Here is a 19244-nt window from a genome sequence, read left to right on the forward strand (position 1 = left end):
GCGTAGGTTAAGCGCCATGCCCACCATCACCACCTCTGACAACGTCGAGATCTTCTACAAGGACTGGGGTTCGGGCCAGCCCATCGTGTTCAGTCACGGCTGGCCGTTGTCGTCCGATGACTGGGACACCCAGATGCTGTTCTTCCTGCACCACGGCTACCGCGTGATCGCCCACGACCGGCGCGGGCACGGCCGTTCGGAGCAGGTGGCCGACGGTCACGACATGGACCATTACGCGGACGATCTCGCCGCCGTCGTCGAACATCTCGACCTGTACGACGCGATTCACGTCGGGCACTCGACCGGCGGCGGCGAGCTGACGCATTACCTGGCCCGCCACGGTCAGGACCGGGCGGCCAAGGCCGTGCTGATCAGCTCGGTCCCGCCGTTGATGGTGCAGACCGACGCCAATCCCGGTGGCCTGCCCAAATCGGTGTTCGACGATCTGCAGGCGCAGCTCGCGGCGAACCGGTCGGAGTTCTACCGGAACCTGCCGTCAGGCCCGTTCTATGGGTTCAACCGGGACGGCGTCGAACCGTCGGAGGCGATCATCGCCAATTGGTGGCGCCAAGGCATGATGGGCGGCGCCAAAGCTCACTACGACGGCATCGTCGCGTTCTCGCAGACCGACTTCACCGAGGACCTCAAGAAGATCACGATTCCGTCGTTGGTGATGCACGGCGACGACGACCAGATCGTGCCGTACGCGAATTCCGGGCCGCTGTCGGCAAAACTGCTGCCCAACTCGACGCTCAAGACTTATCCGGGCTTCCCGCACGGCATGCCGACAACGCAGGCCGAGACCATCAACGCCGATCTTCTGGAGTTCCTCCGCTCCTGAGGTCGTTTCACCCGGTAGCAGGCCGGGAAGCCTATGTGAATGCCCGAGAGCGTCACGCAGAAGTTGATCGGTTCCCATCTGGTGTCCGGGACGATGACACCCGGTGAAGAGATCGCCATCCACATCGATCAGACGCTGACGCAGGACGCCACCGGCACGTTGGTGATGCAGGAACTCGAGTCGCTGGGTCTGGACCGGGCCCGCACCGACGTGAGCGTGCAGTACGTCGACCACAACCTGTTGCAGACCGACGAGAAGAACGCCGAAGATCACGAGTATCTGCGTACCGCCGCGCAGCACTTCGGCCTGTGGTTCTCCAAGCCCGGCAACGGCGTATCGCATCCCACCCACATGCAGCGGTTCGGTGTGCCGGGCAAGACCATGGTGGGTTCGGACTCCCACACCCCGGCGGCCGGGTCGCTGGGGATGCTCGCGATCGGCGTCGGCGGCCTGGAAGTGGCGTTGGCCATCGCCGGTGAGCCATTGCATCTGCGGATGCCCGAGGTGTGGGGTATCCGGCTGGAAGGTGAACTCCCGGAATGGTGTTCGGCCAAGGACGTCATCCTGGAGATGTTGCGACGCCACGACGTCAAGGGCGGCGTCAACCGGATCATGGAGTACTACGGACCGGGACTCGCCGGGTTGTCGGCCATGGACCGGCACGTCATCGCGAACATGGGTGCCGAACTCGGTGCCACCACAACAGTGTTCCCGAGCGACGAAGCGGTGCGTGAGTTCCTCGAAGCCGAGGACCGCGGCGGCGACTGGACCGAGCTGCTCGCCGACGACGGCGCCGGTTACGACATCGACGAAGTCATCGACCTGTCGCAACTCGAACCGCTGATCGCCAAGCCGTCGTCGCCGGGCAACGTGGTTCCGGTGTCCGAGGTGGCCGGTGAGCCGGTGTCGCAGGTGGTCATCGGGTCCAGTGCCAATCCGGGGTTGCGCGACTTCGCGATCGCGGCGGCGATGGTGCGCGGCCACCAGACCTCACCCGAGGTCAGCTTCGATGTGAATCCGACCTCACGCGAAATCCTGACCGACCTCACGGAAATGGGTGCGACGACCGAACTGGTCATCAACGGCGCGCGGATCCATCAGGCCGGCTGCATGGGCTGCATCGGCATGGGGCAGGCCCCGGCGACGGGACGCAACTCGTTGCGCACGATGCCGCGAAACTTCCCCGGCCGGTCTGGCACCAAGGAGGATTCGGTGTGGCTGTGTTCGCCGGAAACCGCTGCGGCATCGGCGATCACGGGCGTCATCACCGACCCTCGGCAATGGGCCCGTGACGAGGGCATCCCCTACCCCACGCTGAAGCTGCCGTCCCATCACAGTGTCAACACCGCCATGCTCGTCGCCCCGCCCGAACCCGAGCAGGCCCGCAATGTGGAAGTGGTCAAGGGCCCCAACATCTCCAGCCTGCCCGACCTCACCCCGCTGCCCGACGACATCGAGGCGCCCGTGCTGCTCAAGGTGGGCGACAACATCTCGACCGACGAGATCTCCCCGGCAGGCGCGCGGGCGCTGCCGTTCCGGTCGAACATCCCGAAGCTCGCGATGTTCAGCTTCACCCAGGTCGACGAAAGCTATCCTGAGCGGGCACAGGCCGTGCCGGGCCATATCATCGTCGGTGGCGACAATTACGGCCAGGGCTCGTCACGTGAACACGCTGCCATCGCGCCCCGCCACCTGGGGCTGCTCGTGGTGATCGCCAAGTCGTTCGCCCGCATCCACTGGCAAAACCTCGCCAATTTCGGTGTGCTGGCATTGGAATTCGCCGACGCCGCCGACTACGACACCGTGGCGCAGGACGATGTGCTGACCATCGCCGGTGTGCGCCAAGCCCTTTCGGACGGTCAGCCGATCACGGTCACCAACACCACGCAGAACACGTCGTTCGATGTGCGGCACCGGCTTTCACCGCGTCAGGTCCAGCACGTGCTCGCCGGTGGGCTGATCCCCTGGCTCGCGACCCAGCAGTAGATCAGGCCGCGCGCAGCCGGCGCTGGCCTTGCACGGCCTCGTAGTGGCCGATCAGCTCGTCGCAGATCGCCGGCCAGGTGCGGCCGAGCACGCTGCGGCGGGCCGCCACGGAGTACCGCGAACGTTCGGCGATCAGATGCTCGACCGCGGCGGGCAGCGCGGCCTCGAATTCGGCGACGGGCAGCAGTAGCCCGGTCCGGTACGGCGACACCAGATCCCGCGGGCCGCCTGCGTCGGGTGCGATCACCGGCAGACCCGAGGCCATCGCCTCCTGCACGGCCTGGCAGAACGTCTCGTGCTCGCCGGGGTGAACGAACACGTCCATGCTGGCGTATGCCGCCGCGAGCGCCTCACCCCGTAACTCGCCGGTGAAAACCGCTGAGGGCAGCACGGATCCGAGCTTTTCCCGGTCGACGCCGTCACCGACCACCACGAGCTGCAGATCATCACGACCGGCGAGCGCGGCCAACCGCTCGACATGCTTCTCGGGTGCGAGCCGTCCGACGAATCCGACGATCGGCCGACCGTCGGGCGACCACGCCGCACGCAGTTCCTGATCGCGGGCCGACGGCGCGAAGCCGGTGATGTCGACGCCGCGTCCCCACTTGTACACGCGTGGAATCCGATGGGCGGCAAGGTTTTCCATCGCCGACGTCGACGGCGCCAGGGTGCGGTCGGCTTTGCTGTGCAGGCGGCGGGTCCACGCCCACGACGCCCGTGACAGCATGCCGATCCCGTAGCTCTCGGCGAAGCCGGCCACGTCGGTCTGGAACACCGCCACGGTCGGCACGCCAAGGTACCGGGCGGCGTGCACGCCACCCCAGCCCAGCAGCGCAGGCGACGCGAGGTGCACGACGTCGGGATCGAATCCACGCAGAACGCTCACCATCCGCGGCCGGGGCACGCCCAGCGGCAGCGAGGTCACTTTCGGGAACATGCGCGACGGCACGCGATGCACCCGCACACCGTCGTGCACGCGGTCGGCGGGCGGCTGGCCGCGTGGCGTATCCGGAGCGATGACGAGAACCTCATGACCCGTGCGGCGGAGATGCTCGATCACCCGAAGCACCGAGTTGGTGACGCCGTTGACATTCGGGAGGAACGACTCTGCGACGATTGCAACGCGCACGTCAAGATAGTCTCCCCGAGAACTGTCGAAGAGGTTGCCTGCGGGGATACGACACGCAAAAACCTGATGCCCGCGAACGGATCAGGCAACCGGGCTAATGTTGCCGACATGCGGTTATCGCGCGGTCTCGGTGCGCTGCTGGCAGCGGCGATGTTGACCGCTGCCGGCTGCAGCCAGGTGGTCGACGGCTCCGCACAGCCGGATCCGAACAAGCCGCCCAGCGAGATCACCGAGGACGGGTCCGGCATTCTCATCGGCTTCCCGAAGGCCACTGCGCGCATCGAAGTGTTCACCGAACCGCAGTGCCCGCACTGCGCCCAGCTGCAGCACGACTTCGGCGAGGAGATGGCCAGCTACGTCAACCTGGGCCAGCTCGCCATCACGTATCGCCCGATGACCTTTCTCGATGACGGCACCGACTATTCGGCCCGGGTGAGCAACGCGCTGTTCCTGGCCGCGGGCCCCGGCACGGACGGCGTCGCGTTCCAGGCTTTCGTCGAGGACCTGTGGGGTCATCAAGACCAGGGCGGGGACGGGCCATCCGACGAGGAACTGGCCGACATGGCGCGCGAAAGCGGGGTCGGCTCCGAGCAGGTGGCCAAGATCGCTGCCGGTGAGCAGGGCGTCGACGTGGTCGAGATGGCCGATCAGAACACCGGATTCCTCATGGACATCGACAGTTACGGCGGGACGCCGACGGTCTATGACCTCGCCGGGGACGAGAAGGTCGACATCTACGACAACAACTGGTTGTCGAAACTCATGTCGAAGGCGAAGGGTTGAGCCGGCGCTGGACGACCGCCAAACCCATGAGCGCCGCGCCGGCGACCACCCAGCCCACGACCGCGATCGACCCGGCCGGGATGATCGCCAGTGACGCGTCGCGGTCGCGCACCCGCACCAGATCGGGATCGTTCTTGTCGTACTCGACGTAGATCCGCATGCCCGTGTCGAGTTCGGACGGGTACAGCACGCCGAGCTCGGGGCGATAGGTCACCCGATCGGGCGTCACGAATTCGATCGTCGAGCGTCGGGGCCCGGCACTGAGCACTTCGGCGGCCGCGACCCCCATGTTGCGCTCGATCTGGCGGTCGTTGCGCCAGGCACCCAGAACCAGCAGCACCGACTGCAACGTCACCAGGCACGCCACGACCACGATCCCGATGCGGACGCGCCGGATGATGCGCTGGGAACGGGTCTCACCGGGCTCTCCGTACAGATGCGGAAGCAACGGCTGCGCGGCGGCCTTGAGCCGCTTGACGACCGCGGGCACCCTCACAGGGCTGCCTTGATCGACGCGTGCAGAGCACGCAGCGACGACCGGTCGGCCTTCACCTCCAGCACCCGCATGCCCTCGAACGGTTCGTTGAGCGCCGCGCTCAACGCGTCGACCTCGATCTGGCGGCTTTCGACGTGGTAGGCGCGGCACAGCGCACCCACGTCGACGTCGTGCGGGGTGCCGAAGACGCGCGACGACACGTCGGAGAACCGCGGGTCGCCCTGTTCGAGCAGCTCGAAGATGCCTCCGCCGTTGTCGTTGGACACCACGATCGTCAGGCTGCGCGGCATCGGCTCGGTCGGCCCGATCAGCAGGCCCGAGCTGTCGTGGACGAACGTCAGGTCGCCGATCAACGCCACGGTCCGGCCGTCGTGTGCGAGCGCGGCGCCGATGGCCGTCGACACCGTCCCGTCGATCCCGGCCACCCCACGGTTGGAGCGCACCTTCACGCCCTGCGGGTTCAGCCCGACCAGCGCGGCATCGCGGACGGGATTGGACGCGCCGAGCACGAGCTGGTCACCCGGGCGCAGCGCGTCGGCGACCGCGGCCGCGACGTGCAGACCCGTGGTCAGGGGGTGAGCCTTGAGTTGATCGCGGACGGCCGCGACCGCGTGGTCGTTCACTTCGGCGCACCGGTGCAACCATGCCGCGCTCGGGGCGCCCGTTGTGACCGCCCGGGTGCCGGTGGCCTGGGAGTTTCCCGAGACATCGGGCCAACGCGGGCCGGTGGTGAGCGCGAACACCGGAACCGACGGATCGGCGAGCAGCGCCGACACCGGGCGATGCAGCGTCGGCCGGCCCAACATGATCACCTGCTGCGGGTGCACGAGGCGCAACGCCATCGGATGCAACGGGTTCGCGGCAGGCGGGGCGGTCGGCTCGGCGACGGTCGGCAGTTCGGCCAGGTTGGGATGCACACCGGCCCCGTGACCGGCGATCACGACGGTGTCGGGGGTGAGGTCGATGTCGAGCGGCTGATCGAACGTCACGGGCGGGGTGTAGGTCCACGGCTTGCCGTCGGGGCGGCCCGGCGGAAACGAGTTGTCCTCGGTGTCGGGCACCAAGGGCTCACGCAACGGGATGTCGAACTGCACCGGACCGGCATTGGCGCTGCGTGATCCGGTGGCGGCCACGAGCACCCGGCACGTCGCCGAGCGCCACTGCGCGTTCAGCGTGTCCCACTTGTCTGGCGCATCTTCCGCGAGCCCGAGACTGATGTTCGCCCGCACCTGGGTTCCGAAGTAGCCGAGCTGCTCGAAGGTCTGGTTGGCGCCCGTGCCGAGAAGTTCGTAGGGCCGGTTGGCGCTGAGCACGATGAGCGGCACCCGCGCGTAGTTCGCCTCGACCACCGCGGGGCCCAGGTTTGCGACGGCCGTACCCGAGGTCATGGCCACACACACCGGGGCGCGCTCGGCCACCGCGAGCCCGATCGCCAGATAGCCCGCGGTGCGCTCGTCGATGCGCACGTGCAGCCGGATCCGCCCGGCGCGATCGGCGTCGGACAGCGCGAACGCCAGCGGTGCGTTGCGCGAGCCGGGGCACAGCACGACGTCGCGGACGCCGCCACGAATGAGTTCGTCGACGACGACGCGGGCCTGTGCCGTCGATGGGTTCACCACTCCACCTTATTCGCCGACCTGGCGGGTCCTACTGGGCACTGAAGAACTTGAGGATCGCGGCGTTGACTTCCTGCGGTTTCTCGATGAAGCCCAGATGCCCGGTGTCGGGGATCTCCAGGTATTGGCCGTTCGGGATGGCGTCGGCGACCTCACGGCCCAGATGCGGAGGTATGACGAGATCGTCGGCAAAGCCGATCACCAGCACCGGGACCTTGATGTGCTGGTAGGCCGGCAGGCGGTTGCCTTCGGGCGCGACCGCAAGCTGGCTGCGCAGCCCCGGCGTGTGCTTGGTGGGCCACATCGTGAACATTTCCGCCCAGTCGGTGACCGCGCGGTCGTCATTCAACGTCTTCGGCGAAAAGCTCTCCAGCAGGCGGATTTTCGCGTCATAGGCAGGCGGCAATGTCACCTTCGCGTCGATGATCGCCCGCTCGGCGTTGTTGAAGAACTCGCGGGCCTTGTCATGGCGACCACGCGTGGCCATCAACACGGCCTGGCTGACCAGGTCTGGCCGAGTGACCATCAACTCTTGGGCGATGTAGGAGCCCATCGAGACCCCGACGACCCGGACCGGCCCGCCGATCACCTTGTCGATGAGCGATGCCGTGTCACCCACCACCTGCTCGGTCGTGAAGCCGCTGGCGTTCTCGGTGGCGCCGATCCCCCGGTTGTCGAACGTGATGACCCGGTACCCGGCCCGCTGGAACTCAGGCACCTGATGCAGATGCCACGTGCGGCCCGCACCGCCCCGTCCGGCGATGAACAGCACCGGGTCGCCCTTGCCTCGGTCGTCGTATGCCAGATTCACCCGGCCGACGCTACTTCATGGAGCTAAGTGCATCAGATCACGTGGTACGGCGACCTTGCCGCCGGTTTGTCGCCGTGTGATCGCGCACTGCGGCAGAGCGCGAGCGACCATATCTGTACGCAGTTTGCGGCGTGTCGGCGTACAAACACGGTCGCTCGCGGTGCAGGGGAAGGTCACGCGGTGCGGCGGCCACGCACCTTTGCGATTGCGCGGTCCCACGCCAGCAGGACACTGTCCTTGAGCAGCTCGGGCTTGATCATGTCTCTACCCAGCAGGGCGGTTGCTGCGGCCTTCGTGGTCGCCGACGCCTTCGACATGTGTCCGGAGTCGAATGGCGGCTGCGGGTCGTACTCGATCATCAATTGGATTGCCTTGGCCTTGGCCTCGCCGCCGATCTGGCCGGCCAGCCACATGCCGAGGTCGATGCCGGCCGAGACTCCGGCAGCGGTGATGACGTCTCCTTCGTGCACGATCCGCTGATCGCCGACCGGCGTGACGCCAAATGCCTTGAGCGCGCTGAGCGTTGACCAGTGCGAGGTCGCACGCTTGCCGTCCAACAGACCCGCGGCCGCCAGCACCACCGATCCCGAACACACCGACGCGGTCCAGGTGGCGCCGGGATGGACTCGCCGCAGCCAGTCGAGCACCTTCTCATCGCGGGCCGTGGTTACCGTGCCGGGTCCGCCGGGCACCAATACGACGTCGGGTGCCGGGGTTTCGTCGAAACTGTGCGTGGCACCGACGAGCAACACGCCGGAGTCGGCCGTGATCGGCCCTGGCTCGTGCCAGACGAACCGCACCTCGGCGTCGGGCAGGGCGCGCAACACTTCATAGGGTCCGATGAAGTCCAGCGCGGTAAAGCTGGGGTACAGCACGATGGCGATCTGCATGGTGTCTCCTCACGCGAAGGTTTTCCGGTATTGATCGGGTGAAATGCCTAGTCGCCGAACAAAGTTGCGACGCATGGTCTCTGCGGTTCCGAATCCGCACCGGGCGGCGATGACGGTCACGGTGTCGTCGGATTCCTCGAGCTGACGCCGGGCGGCATCGGTACGGATCCGCTCGACGTACGCGCCGGGCGCCTCACCCACCTCGTCGGTGAACACCCGAGTGAAATGCCGTGGGCTCATGGCGGCTCGCTCGGCGAGCGCGGAAATGCTGTGGGCGCCACCGGGTTCGGATTCGATGGCTTCCTGCACTTCGCGGATCGGCGCACGTTTCGCCCGGGGCATCCACACGGGCGCGGCGAACTGGGTTTGCCCGCCCGGTCTGCGTAGATAGAGCACCAGATAGCGGGCGACGGTCTGGGCGACCTCGGTGCCGTAGTCGTCCTCGACCAGCGACAACGCGAGGTCGATTCCGGCGGTGACCCCAGCGGCCGTCCACACCCGTTCCGAACTGCGCACGAATATCGGCTCGGGATCGACTGCCACCGTGGGAAATTCGTCGGCCAGCCGACTGGCCGACGCCCAGTGCGTGGTGGCCGGGCAACCGTCGAGCAGACCGGCCTGCGCGGCCAGGAACGCGCCGGTGCATACGCTGACGACCCGTCGGGCGTGGCCGGCCGCGGTGTTGATCCACTCGATGACAGCGGGATTCTGCCGCGCCGCCTCCGCACCCATACCGCCAGGTATCACGATGGTGTCGATCGAGCCGTGGGGGTCGGGTGGCGGCGCGGCCACGAACTCGAGACCGGTGAGGGTTGTGACGGGCTGGCCGTCGACGGAGGCGAGAGTGACGGCGTAGCCGCCGTCGGAGTTCTCCTTGCCGGCCAGGCACAACGTCGCGCTCGTGAACACATCGAATGGCCCGACCAGATCCAGCGCCTGCACGCCGGAGTAGCCGAGGATCACCACCGATCGCGTCACGTCTCCAGTGTTGAGGACATCCGGCGATGTCGTCTACGCCATGCACCCCACAAATTAGGACATCGGCCGTTTCGGAACGCCTAATGCCCTTTGAAGTGCGCCATCACGGGTGATATCAGTGCTCGGGTTGTCGGAGTCCCCCGCGATGATCGAGCCATGACTCAGTACACCTACCGCGCCGAGTGGCTTCCGGACGAGAAGGAGTACATCGGTCGGTGCCTCGAATTCCCCTTGCTGTGGTCGCGCGGTTTGTCTGCCGGGGCGGCGATCGCCGATATCGAAAAGCAAGTCGAGCAGGAGGTGGCCGATCGACTGGCCAGCGATATGGATCCACCCGAGTCGCTGACCGACCGCCGCTACTCCGGCAAGTTCATGGTCCGCGCCTCGCCGATGCTGCACGCTCGACTCACCGTCGAAGCCAGCGAACAAGGAGTGTCGTTGAACCAGTGGGTGATTCAGAAGCTCGCGGGCCGTCCGCCGGTGTCACTGAGTGACTTGTATTAGTTATCACCGGCGATATCGCTCTTCTGACCCATACCTGCCGGACCTCCCAGGTGCCGAAGTGACGCGTGATTCACCGGGCCACTACGCGCAAATCAGCGGGTAACACGATCGCACCCGCTCGATCCACCACTGCCGCCGCGGCGCGGGCGCCGCAAGCGTCGACAACCGCGCCGGATCAGGCACCACGGCGGAAACGGTCAAGCATCCGTCGACTGGAACCCGGGGCTCGGCAACATCTTCGACGAACAGTCCACCGGTTCCCAGCCCACACGCATGCCGTAGCTCCGGCAACGCCGCGGCGGCCAACAACCCCCGGCCGATCCCGACGGCCGAATCGAGTGCGCTCGACACCACGATCGGCATATCGATCTGGGCCGCGATGTCGAGCATGCGCGCCACCCCGCCCAACGGCGCGACCTTCAGCACGGCCACGTCGGCGGCCCCCAGCGCGACCACGCGCAGTGGATCGTCGGCCTTGCGAATCGATTCGTCGGCGGCGATCGGAACCTTTACGTGGGCCCGCAACTCCGCCAATTCTTCGACCGTGGCGCACGGCTGCTCCAGATATTCCAGCTCGCCGTCGGCGGTGAGAGCCTCAGCCGCCGAGATGGCCTGCGAAACGCTCCACCCACCGTTCGCGTCGACCCGGACCACCGGAACGTGCTCGCGGACAGCGTTGACGCGCGCGACGTCATCGGCCAGCGTCTGCCCCGGTTCGGCCACCTTCACTTTGGCCGTCCCGGCCCCGGGAAACCGGGCCAGCACCGCAGGCACCTGCTCGGGCTCGACCGCGGGCACGGTCGCGTTGATCGGAATGCGGTCGCGACGGGCTTCGGGCGCCGGTCGATAGGCGGCCTCGATGGCGGCGGCCAGCCATGCCGACGCCTCGGGCGCCTCGTATTCGGGGAAGGCCCCGAATTCTCCCCAGCCGGCCGGCCCGTCGATCAGCGCCACTTCACGCACAGTGATGCCGCGGAAGCGCACGCGCATCGGCAGCGCGACGACGTGCAGACGGTCCAGGACATCGTCGAGCGCGGGCACGCAGTCAATGATGCCTAACCGGCACCCAGCACCCGCTGAATGTCGGGTTTCATCGCCTGCAGTTGCGCACCCCAGTAACTCCACGTGTGGGTTCCGGTCGGCGGGAAATTGAACACCGCGTTGTTGCCGCCCGCCGCGATGTACTGGTCGCGGAAGTTCAAATTGCTCTGCAACGCGGTGCCTTCGAGGAAGGTCGCCGGAAGATCCCCGCCGCCCAACTCGCCTGGCGTCCCCGACCCGCAGTAGACCCAGATGCGCGTGTTGTTCGCGACGAGCCTGCCCACTTGCACGGTCGGATCGTTGCGCGCCCAGGCCGGATCACCCGGCGGACCCCACATGGCATTGGGGCTGAAGCCGCCGGAGTCGCCCATCGCAAGGCCGATGAGCCCGGGCCACGGGCCGGCGGACGGATTGAGGAACGCCGACAGCGAACCCGCGTAGATGAACTGCCCCGGGTAGTAGGCGGCAAGGATCATCGCCGAATTGCCCGACATGGACAGGCCGACCACCGCGTTGCCGGACGTGGACACATCCTTGTTGGCGGCAAGCCATTGCGGAAGCTCGCTGGTCAGGAACGTCTCCCACTTGTAGGTCCACACCCCGCCGTTGCCCGCGGCGGGCTGATACCAGTCGGTGTAGAAGCTCGACATGCCACCGACCGGCATGACCACCGACAGACCCGATTGGTAGAACCACTCGAACGCCGGAGTTTCGATGTCCCAGCCGTTGAAATCCTCACGCGCACGCAGGCCGTCCAGCAGGTAGACCGCGCGCGGCCCGCCGCCCTGGAACTGCACCTTGATGTCGCGGCCCATCGACCCCGACGGCACGGAGAGCATCTCGACCGGCAGACCGGCTCGCGACCAGGCCTCTGCTTTCTGCGGCGGCCCGAGCAGTCCGACCGTCACCGCGACCATCAGGGCGGTCAGAATCACCGTCCCGCGGGAAAACCTATGCACTCCATGCGCATCCGCCATGTCCGCACCCCACCTCTTCGCGCACACGTATGGGGCGAACCTACTCCGCTCGGGACGGAAAAGGTAGAAAACCGCACACTCGGTTCCTACACGGTGGCGCGGTCGCGGCCCTCCCAGTACGGCTTGCGGAGGTCTTTCTTGACGATCTTGCCGGTGGGATTGCGCGGCAACGCATCGACGATGTCCACCGACTTGGGGCACTTGTAGCCGGCCAGCCGCTCCCTGGCGAACGCGATCAATTCCTTCTCGGGCACGTCGTGGTCAAGAGCGACAACGGCTTTCACCGCCTCACCCCACTTCTCGTCGGGCACGCCGATGACCGCGACCTCGGTGACCGCAGGGTGTTCGGCCAGCACGCGTTCGACTTCGATCGAGTAGATGTTCTCGCCGCCGGAGATGATCATGTCCTTGAGCCGGTCCTCGACGAAGATGTAGCCGTCTTCATCGATCCGGCCGATGTCGCCCGTCCGGAACCAGCCATCGGGTGTGATCGCCTCGGCCGTGGCATCCGGACGATTGAGATAGCCCTTCATCAATTGCGGTGTGCAGAACCACAATTCGCCCTGTTTTCCAATGGGGACATCCTGGCGGGTGTCCGGGTCGACCACCCGCACGCGGGCTTCGGGGATCACCGTGCCCGCGCTCATCAAACGCTCCTCGTCGGCGCCGCGGTGGTCTTCTGGGCCGAGCAGGCTGATCACGCCGCACACCTCCGTGAGCCCGTACACCTGGATGAAGTCGGTGTTGGGCCGGACATGCCCAGAGCGTGCCACGGCACCCGGGCCGTCAACCGGCTTTCGGATAAACCTGCCTGCCCGCGAGGAAAGTGGCGTGTATTTCGAGGTCGGCGATGGTCTCGGGGGCCACATTGCGTGGGTCGTCCGACAGCAGGACAAGGTCGGCGTACTTGCCGACCTCGATCGACCCGATCACGTTGTCGGCGAACAACTGCCACGCCGCGTCGATGGTCTGCGCCCGGATCGCCTGCTCGACCGTCAGCCGCTGCTCGGGCGCCAGCACGCGCCCGCTCGGGGCGGCGCGCGTGACGGCGACGCTGATGTTGCGCAGCGGTTCCTCCGGGGTGACGGGCGGATCGTTGTGCAGTGAGATCCGCATCCCGGTTGCGACGGCCGATCCGGCGGGCATCCACTGTTCGCCGCGTTCGGGTCCGAACAGTCCGTCGACGATGATGTCGCCCCAGTAGTGGATCTGATCGACGAACAGACTGCACGTGACACCGAGATCGTGGGCGCGCTGCAGCTGCTCGGGCGTGATGGCGCCGACGTGTTCGAGCCGCAGCCGGTGATCGTCGCGTGGGTGTGCTCGCAACGCCTCTTCGTAGACGTCGAGGATCGTGTCGACGCCGGCGTCGCCCTGTACGTGGCAGGCCATCTGCCAGCCTTGCGGATAGAAGGTGCCGACGATCTCGGCGAGCTGTTCGCGGGTGTAGTTGGCGTGCCCGCAGGACCCGGGCACGACGCCGATGGTCCGCGTGGCGTCGGTGTCGAGGTAGGGAAACGTCAGGTCGATGTTGCCGATCCAGGGCGAACCGTCGACCCAGATCTTCATGCCGACCTGCCGGACGATGTCGTCGCCCTCGAACGGTTCGGCGTCGGTGTGCAGGGCTGCGGTCGACATCTCGTAGGTCCGCAACCGCACGGTCAGGTGATCGTGCATCTGGTCGAGCAGTGGCCGGAACATCGGGTCGAACGCCATCTCCGAGCACGTCGTCAGCCCGGCCCGGTTGAGCCGGGCGCATTCGGCCCGCAGCATCGCGGGATAGTCGCTGATCGAGATGGCCTCGCCCAGCAGCGGGAACACCGCGGCGGTCTCCTCGGCGGTGCCGTCGAGTTCGCCGTCGGCGTCACGTCCGTACTTGGCGCCCTTCGGGTCCGGGGTGTCGCGGTCGAGCCCGGCGACTTTGGCCGCAGCGCTGTTGAAATACGCCTTGTGACCGGAGTTGTGGGTGATCACCAACGGGGTGTCAGGTGCGACGCTGTCGAGCCAGGCCAGTGTCGGCTCGGGTAACCCCGGCTGCAGCAACGGGTCCCAGCCGTTGAGATACGCACCGGCCGCGCCCCTGGACGCCACCTCGGCGTGGATGGCCTCGAGGACGGCGTCGGCCGTGCCTAGCGTGACGGGCCGGATGTCGACGATCCGGTCCGACACCGCAACCGCTTCCATCAGCGGATGCCCATGTGCCTCAACGAAACCCGGCATGATGCAGCCGTCGACCGAGCGCACCTCGGTGCCGGCCCCGACCCATTCTTCAACGTCGGCACGGCCACCGACCGCGACGATCCGGCCACCGGCGATGGCGAGCGCCTCTGCGGTGGGTTGCGCGGAGTCGACGGTGAGGACGGTTCCGAAGAGAACCAGATCGGCACCTCGGGGCGGAGGCGCAGAATCACTTGAGGCCATGCCCGGATGCTATGGCGTGGTGGCGTCGGCCTGGGCGTGTCGCCGGAAATCCGTGTCGCCGGCCGGACCGGACGGATGCGTTCCAAAAAAGTTTTGGGAGTCGTGTCGATTTCGCGGGGGTCTCGTTCGACGTACTTGCGAGGGGCAACCTGAACAAGAATGGACGCGCCCCTTCCCGACACCAGAAGGAGACACACAATGTCGCGCTACATGCTGATCATGCGGTCCACCCCCGAGGCCGAGGCCGCGATGGCCGAGCAGGAGATCGACTTCGACCAGATCATCGCCGATATGGGTCGATTCAACGAGGAGCTCGTCAAGGCCGGGGTGCTGCTGGCCGGAGAGGGATTGACCGATCCCGAGGAGGGCTTCGTCGTCGACTTCAACTCCGATCCGCCGGTGATCACCGACGGCCCGTACACCGAGGCCAAGGAGTTGTTCAACGGGTTCTGGATGCTCGACGTGTCCTCGAAGGAAGAGGCCAAGCAGTGGGCGCGCAAGTGCCCGCTCGGCACCGGGGTGAAGCTCGAGGTGCGCCGCGTGAGCGAGACCGAGGAGTTTCCCCAGGACAACGAGTGGATTCAGAAGGAGATCCAGTGGCGGGCCGACCTCGCGGAGAAGGTCGCCGCTGAGGCACGCAAGGCCGCCGGTCGCTGACGCCGGCGATATCGGCGCAGTCCCCGGCGGTCCCTAACCCGCCGGGGACTGGCCGCCCCCCGCCCTCTACAGATGGCACCGTCCGCCGAGTTGCGGAATGTCGACCGCCTGCGGGTGCGTCCAGTCATCGGCTGAATCGGCTGGTAGCAGGGCACGGCGTTCGTCGAAATCCGAGTGGTAGTGCGCGCACTGCGCGCCGGTCAGAGCCGGCATGGAGTCGGGCGCGGCGACGACGTATGCGGCCGCCGCGAGCGCACCGAAAGCCACGCACAGCAGCGCGTACGACGGAGTGATCGTCGTGTAGGTGCCGGGATGGCGGGCCATGGTGTGACTCCTGCGGGTGGTCGATGAACTGGATACGACGCTAGGCAGGTCTGCCTGCCAAAACGCGAGTAGTCCACTACCTGACTTCCGTCAGGCGGGGTACTTGCCCGCGCACACATGAGGGGATCCCCTGCAGCATTTCTGGAACACGTTCTAATCTGATGGGCATGCGTGATGATCTGCTGCACCATCCGATCCATTCCGGCCACCTCACGGTGGGTGCGCTCAAGCGCAACAAGGACAAGCCCGTGCTGTTTCTGGGCGAGACGACGCTGACCGGCGGGCAGCTCGCCGAGCGCATCAGCCAGTACATCCAGGCGTTCGAGGCGCTGGGGGCAGGCACGGGCGAGGGCGTCGGCCTGCTGTCGCTGAACCGGCCCGAGGTGCTGATGATCATCGGCGCCGGCCAGACGCAGGGTTACCGGCGCACCGCACTACACCCTCTCGGCTCGCTCGACGACCACGCTTACGTGTTGTCCGACGCCGAGGTCACGACGCTGATCATCGATCCGACGCCCGCCTTCGTCGATCGTGCGCTGGGCCTGTTGGAGAAGGTGCCGTCGCTGCGGCAGATCCTGACGATCGGCCCGGTGCCCGCGGCGCTCGAGGGCGTGGGGGTCGACCTGGTCGCCGAGGCCGCCAAGTACTCGCCGCAGCCGTTGCAGGCCGCCGAGCTGCCGCCCGACCACATCGGCGGTTTGACCTACACGGGCGGCACCACGGGCAAGCCCAAGGGCGTGATGGGCACGGTCCGGTCCATCACCACGATGACCACGATCCAGCTCGCGGAATGGGAGTGGCCGGAGAATCCACGCTTCCTGATGTGCACACCGCTGTCGCACGCCGGCGCGGCGTTCTTCGTGCCGACCATCGTCAAGGGCGGCGAGATGATCGTGCTGCCCAAGTTCGATCCGGCCGAGGTGCTGCGCGTGATCGAGGAACGTCGCATCACCGCGACCATGCTGGTGCCGTCGATGATCTATGCGCTCATGGACCACCCGGATTCCCACACCCGTGACCTGTCGTCGCTGGAGACGGTGTACTACGGCGCCTCGGCGATGAACCCCGTGCGGCTGGCCGAGGCGCTCAAGCGGTTCGGGCCGATCTTCGCGCAGTACTACGGCCAGTCCGAGGCGCCGATGGTGATCTCGTATCTCGGCAAGAAGGACCACGACGAGAAGCGGCTGACCTCATGTGGGCGGCCGACGCTGTTCGCGCGCACCGCGCTGCTCGATCCGGAAGGCAACCCGGTGCCCCGCGGCGAGGTCGGCGAGATCTGTGTGTCCGGGCCGCTGCTGGCGGGTGGCTACTGGAAACTGCCCGAGGCCACCGCCGAGACCTTCAAGGACGGCTGGCTGCGCACCGGCGACATGGCGCGCGAGGACGAGGACGGCTACTGGTTCATCGTCGACCGCGCCAAGGACATGATCGTCACCGGCGGCTTCAACGTGTTCCCGCGTGAGGTGGAAGACGTTGTGGCCGAGCATCCTTCCGTCGCGCAGGTGTGCGTCATCGGCACCCCCGACGAAAAGTGGGGCGAAGCCGTCACCGCCGTGATCGTGCTGCGGCCCGACGCCGACTCCAGCGAGGATGCGGTTGCCCGGGTGACGGCCGAGATCCAGGCCGCGGTCAAGGAGCGCAAGGGTTCCGTGCAATCGCCCAAGCAGGTGATCGTCGTCGACTCCGTTCCGGTGACCGCACTCGGCAAGCCCGACAAGAAGGCAGTGCGCGCACAGTTCTGGGAGGGTGCTGCCCGCGCGATCGGGTGATGCTCACGTTTGTCACATTGGCCACACCAGCACCCCGGAGTGTTGGCACATATGAGTCCGGAATGCGATATCGCGGGTGATATCACGGCACTGGCCTTAGTGCCATTGAGACCCTGAGATCCGCGTGTAGCGGGCGACTACTGTGCGATGACGTCTCGGATGAAGGCCTTGATGGTCTTGCGTGCTGAGGCCAGGGTGACGTCGGCCGAGCCGAGCAGGATTTGGACCGCCAGGCCGTCGAGCATGCCAATCAGCATGTTGGCCAACGACACTGCGTTGCCGGGCCGGGCCGTCCCCTCCTCCTGAGCGGCGCGGATGACGTCGGCCACGACTTCGCGCCACTGCCCGTACAGCTTCTGGTTGACGTCCTGCAGCACCTGGTCGCGCGTGGCTTCGGCCCACAACGCGAGCCATACCTTCCACGCCCGCTGTGATTGCTCGTCTTTGGGCAGATACGACTCCACCAGGTCGTTCAGCTTCGCCAAACTGCCCTTCGTGGAGTTCAGCAGCTCCTGTCGCCGGCGCAGCGATTCCGCGAGGTTGAACTCGAAAGCGGCGTTGATGACGTCTTTCTTGGTGTCGAAGTAGTAATGCACGGTGCCCGAGCTCACCCCGGCGGCGGCTGCCACATCCGTCAACCGCAGATCTGGAACTCCCACTGTCGCAATGACTTCGCAGGCGGCCGCAAGAATCTGCGGCCGCCGCTCAGCCTCGACACTCGGACGCGGCATAACGGACTCCTCCGGATCGCTCAACGCTGCTCAGCCGAACCGCGATCATACAAGTCGTTTAACTGTCCAGTCGATTAACAACGCCGCCCCTGTGAACTCCGATGTCAGAGGTTGCGGGATATCACGAGCTTCATGATGTCGGAGGTGCCTTCCTCGATCTCTTCGAGTTTGACGTCGCGCATCCACTGCTCGACGGGGTACTCGCGGGAGTATCCCCAACCGCCCAAGGTCTGCACGGCGGCGTGCGTGACGAACATCGCCGTCTCGGAGGCGGTCAGCTTGGCCATCGCGGCCAGACCGCGGGCGGACGCGCCGCTGTCGATGACGCGGGCGGCGTGGTGCACCAGCAGCCTGGCGGCCTCGATGCGGGTCGCCATGTCGGCGAGCCGGAAGGCAACCGCTTGATGCTCGATGATCGGAACACCGAACTGCCTTCGCGTGCGCGCGTATTCGAGTGCGTACTCGTATGCGGCCCGGGCCGCTCCGACTGCCGCCGCCCCAAGCACCACCCGCGAGATGTCGAAGGTGCCCATCAGCCCGTAGAAGCCCTGACCCTCGTCGCCGAGCCGGTCCTCCTCAGGGACGAAGGCGCCGTCGAAGAAGATCTCGCGGCACACGATCGCGCGCTGCCCCATCTTTTTCATCGGCTCACCGAACGTCATGCCCTCGGTGTCCTTGCGCAACAGGAACGCCGAGACGCCGGCCGAACGCTTGGCGGGATCGGTCTTGGCGAACACGACATAGAACTCGGCCGCCCCGGCGTTCGAGATCCACGCCTTCTGTCCCGAGAGCCGATAGCCGCCGGGCACGCGGGTGGCCGTCGTGGAGATCGACGCCGCATCCGAGCCCGAGTCGGGTTCGGTCGTGGCGAGCGCGGTCATGGGGCTCTTCGGCCCGGTGAGCGGGGTGAGCCACCGCTTCTTCTGCTCATCGGTGCCCAGCACCATGATCGGGTCGGAGAAGAAGCCGTTCGAGCACACGAGGTTGCCGATGCCCGGGTCGCCCCAGCACAGCTCCTCCTGCACCAGGCACTGCGTGAACACATCGGTGAATCCGCCGCCGCCGAACTCCTCGGCGATCATGAAGTCGGTGATGCCCACCGCCGCAGCCTTTTCGAAGATGTCGACGGGGGTCACGGTGTCGGCCTCGTCCACCTCGCGGCCGCGGGGCCGAATTTCCCTGGCGGCGAAATCCCGGCACAGCGCGATGATCTGGCGCTGCTCGTCGGTGAGCGGCCAGGCCGGAATGTTGGTGGTGCTGATGGTCATTCGGGTCTCCTGATGGTTCGGT

General features: G+C 66.7%; 18 protein-coding genes and 1 pseudogene. 6 read left to right on the forward strand and 13 right to left on the reverse strand.

What is annotated here, in order from left to right; all coding sequences use genetic code 11:
- Positions 1-16 precede the first annotated feature (16 nt).
- Together ACOI2T_RS30535 and ACOI2T_RS30540 are read left to right on the forward strand one after the other, a co-directional pair.
- Complete coding sequence (locus ACOI2T_RS30535) at positions 17-841, forward strand: alpha/beta fold hydrolase (protein WP_409502244.1); 825 nt, start codon at positions 17-19, stop codon at positions 839-841.
- 39 nt (positions 842-880) lie between these two features.
- Positions 881-2827 (forward strand): aconitate hydratase, encoded by a 1947-nt coding sequence (locus tag ACOI2T_RS30540; protein WP_409502245.1) that lies wholly within the window; start codon positions 881-883, stop codon positions 2825-2827.
- A gap of 1 nt (position 2828) precedes the next feature.
- Here the strand turns inward: ACOI2T_RS30540 and ACOI2T_RS30545 are convergent, their stop codons facing one another.
- Entirely contained in the window at positions 2829-3956 is a 1128-nt protein-coding gene (locus tag ACOI2T_RS30545) for a glycosyltransferase family 4 protein (protein ID WP_409502246.1), read from the reverse strand.
- A gap of 108 nt (positions 3957-4064) precedes the next feature.
- Between ACOI2T_RS30545 and ACOI2T_RS30550 the strand changes: the two genes are divergently transcribed.
- A complete protein-coding gene (locus tag ACOI2T_RS30550; protein ID WP_409502247.1) occupies positions 4065-4739 on the forward strand; it encodes a DsbA family protein in 675 nt (224 codons plus the stop codon).
- Here ACOI2T_RS30550 and ACOI2T_RS30555 read toward each other — a convergent pair.
- From ACOI2T_RS30555 to ACOI2T_RS30575, 5 genes are all read right to left on the reverse strand, one after another.
- Positions 4717-5235, reverse strand: coding sequence for a DUF3592 domain-containing protein (locus ACOI2T_RS30555; protein WP_085147425.1), 519 nt, complete (start codon positions 5233-5235; stop codon positions 4717-4719). The genes ACOI2T_RS30550 and ACOI2T_RS30555 overlap by 23 nt on opposite strands.
- Entirely contained in the window at positions 5232-6851 is a 1620-nt protein-coding gene (gene menD, locus ACOI2T_RS30560) for a 2-succinyl-5-enolpyruvyl-6-hydroxy-3-cyclohexene-1-carboxylic-acid synthase (protein ID WP_409502248.1), read from the reverse strand. Before menD ends, ACOI2T_RS30555 begins: the two co-directional genes overlap by 4 nt.
- A 31-nt stretch (positions 6852-6882) precedes the next feature.
- The gene (locus ACOI2T_RS30565) at positions 6883-7662 is read right to left on the reverse strand and encodes an alpha/beta fold hydrolase (RefSeq protein ID WP_409502249.1); all 780 of its coding nucleotides are present in this window, start codon (positions 7660-7662) and stop codon (positions 6883-6885) included.
- Between the two features lie 173 nt (positions 7663-7835).
- Positions 7836-8552, reverse strand: a complete 717-nt coding sequence (locus tag ACOI2T_RS30570; RefSeq protein ID WP_067859083.1) for a DJ-1/PfpI family protein — start codon at positions 8550-8552, stop codon at positions 7836-7838.
- A gap of 9 nt (positions 8553-8561) precedes the next feature.
- On the reverse strand, positions 8562-9530 hold the full coding sequence (locus ACOI2T_RS30575) for a GlxA family transcriptional regulator (protein ID WP_409502250.1): 969 nt from the start codon (positions 9528-9530) through the stop codon (positions 8562-8564).
- Between the two features lie 156 nt (positions 9531-9686).
- Between ACOI2T_RS30575 and ACOI2T_RS30580 the strand changes: the two genes are divergently transcribed.
- Positions 9687-10034, forward strand: coding sequence for a type II toxin-antitoxin system HicB family antitoxin (locus tag ACOI2T_RS30580; RefSeq protein ID WP_409502251.1), 348 nt, complete (start codon positions 9687-9689; stop codon positions 10032-10034).
- A gap of 81 nt (positions 10035-10115) precedes the next feature.
- Here ACOI2T_RS30580 and ACOI2T_RS30585 read toward each other — a convergent pair whose 3' ends face one another.
- The 4 genes and pseudogenes from ACOI2T_RS30585 to ACOI2T_RS30600 all read right to left on the reverse strand — a co-directional run bounded on the left by ACOI2T_RS30585 (position 10116) and on the right by ACOI2T_RS30600 (position 14473).
- Positions 10116-11087: an o-succinylbenzoate synthase gene (locus tag ACOI2T_RS30585; RefSeq protein WP_409502373.1), complete on the reverse strand. Its 972-nt coding sequence runs from the start codon at positions 11085-11087 to the stop codon at positions 10116-10118.
- A gap of 2 nt (positions 11088-11089) precedes the next feature.
- Entirely contained in the window at positions 11090-11992 is a 903-nt protein-coding gene (locus tag ACOI2T_RS30590) for an esterase family protein (protein ID WP_234791053.1), read from the reverse strand.
- Positions 11993-12138: 146 nt separating this feature from the next.
- A pseudogene (locus ACOI2T_RS30595) lies at positions 12139-12801 on the reverse strand (AMP-binding enzyme); the annotation flags it as partial.
- A 37-nt stretch (positions 12802-12838) separates the two neighbouring features.
- Entirely contained in the window at positions 12839-14473 is a 1635-nt protein-coding gene (locus tag ACOI2T_RS30600) for an amidohydrolase (protein WP_409502252.1), read from the reverse strand.
- Between the two features lie 198 nt (positions 14474-14671).
- Between ACOI2T_RS30600 and ACOI2T_RS30605 the strand changes: the two genes are divergently transcribed.
- Positions 14672-15130, forward strand: a complete 459-nt coding sequence (locus tag ACOI2T_RS30605; RefSeq protein WP_085147435.1) for a YciI family protein — start codon at positions 14672-14674, stop codon at positions 15128-15130.
- A gap of 66 nt (positions 15131-15196) precedes the next feature.
- Here ACOI2T_RS30605 and ACOI2T_RS30610 read toward each other — a convergent pair whose 3' ends face one another.
- Positions 15197-15454, reverse strand: a complete 258-nt coding sequence (locus tag ACOI2T_RS30610) for a hypothetical protein (RefSeq protein WP_067859098.1) — start codon at positions 15452-15454, stop codon at positions 15197-15199.
- A 167-nt stretch (positions 15455-15621) separates the two neighbouring features.
- On the opposite strand from ACOI2T_RS30610, the gene fadD8 reads away from it, so the two are divergent.
- Positions 15622-17223 (forward strand): fatty-acid--CoA ligase FadD8, encoded by a 1602-nt coding sequence (gene fadD8 / locus ACOI2T_RS30615; protein ID WP_409502253.1) that lies wholly within the window; start codon positions 15622-15624, stop codon positions 17221-17223.
- A 137-nt stretch (positions 17224-17360) separates the two neighbouring features.
- On the opposite strand, the gene ACOI2T_RS30620 is transcribed toward fadD8, so the two are convergent.
- Positions 17361-17954, reverse strand: a complete 594-nt coding sequence (locus ACOI2T_RS30620; protein WP_409502254.1) for a TetR/AcrR family transcriptional regulator — start codon at positions 17952-17954, stop codon at positions 17361-17363.
- A 104-nt stretch (positions 17955-18058) separates the two neighbouring features.
- The gene (locus tag ACOI2T_RS30625) at positions 18059-19222 is read right to left on the reverse strand and encodes an acyl-CoA dehydrogenase family protein (RefSeq protein WP_409502255.1); all 1164 of its coding nucleotides are present in this window, start codon (positions 19220-19222) and stop codon (positions 18059-18061) included.
- Positions 19223-19244 lie beyond the last annotated feature (22 nt).

It is taken from the genome of Mycolicibacterium wolinskyi str. Jessa 2025 (genome assembly GCF_049241375.1).
Lineage (GTDB): Bacteria > Actinomycetota > Actinomycetes > Mycobacteriales > Mycobacteriaceae > Mycobacterium > Mycobacterium wolinskyi.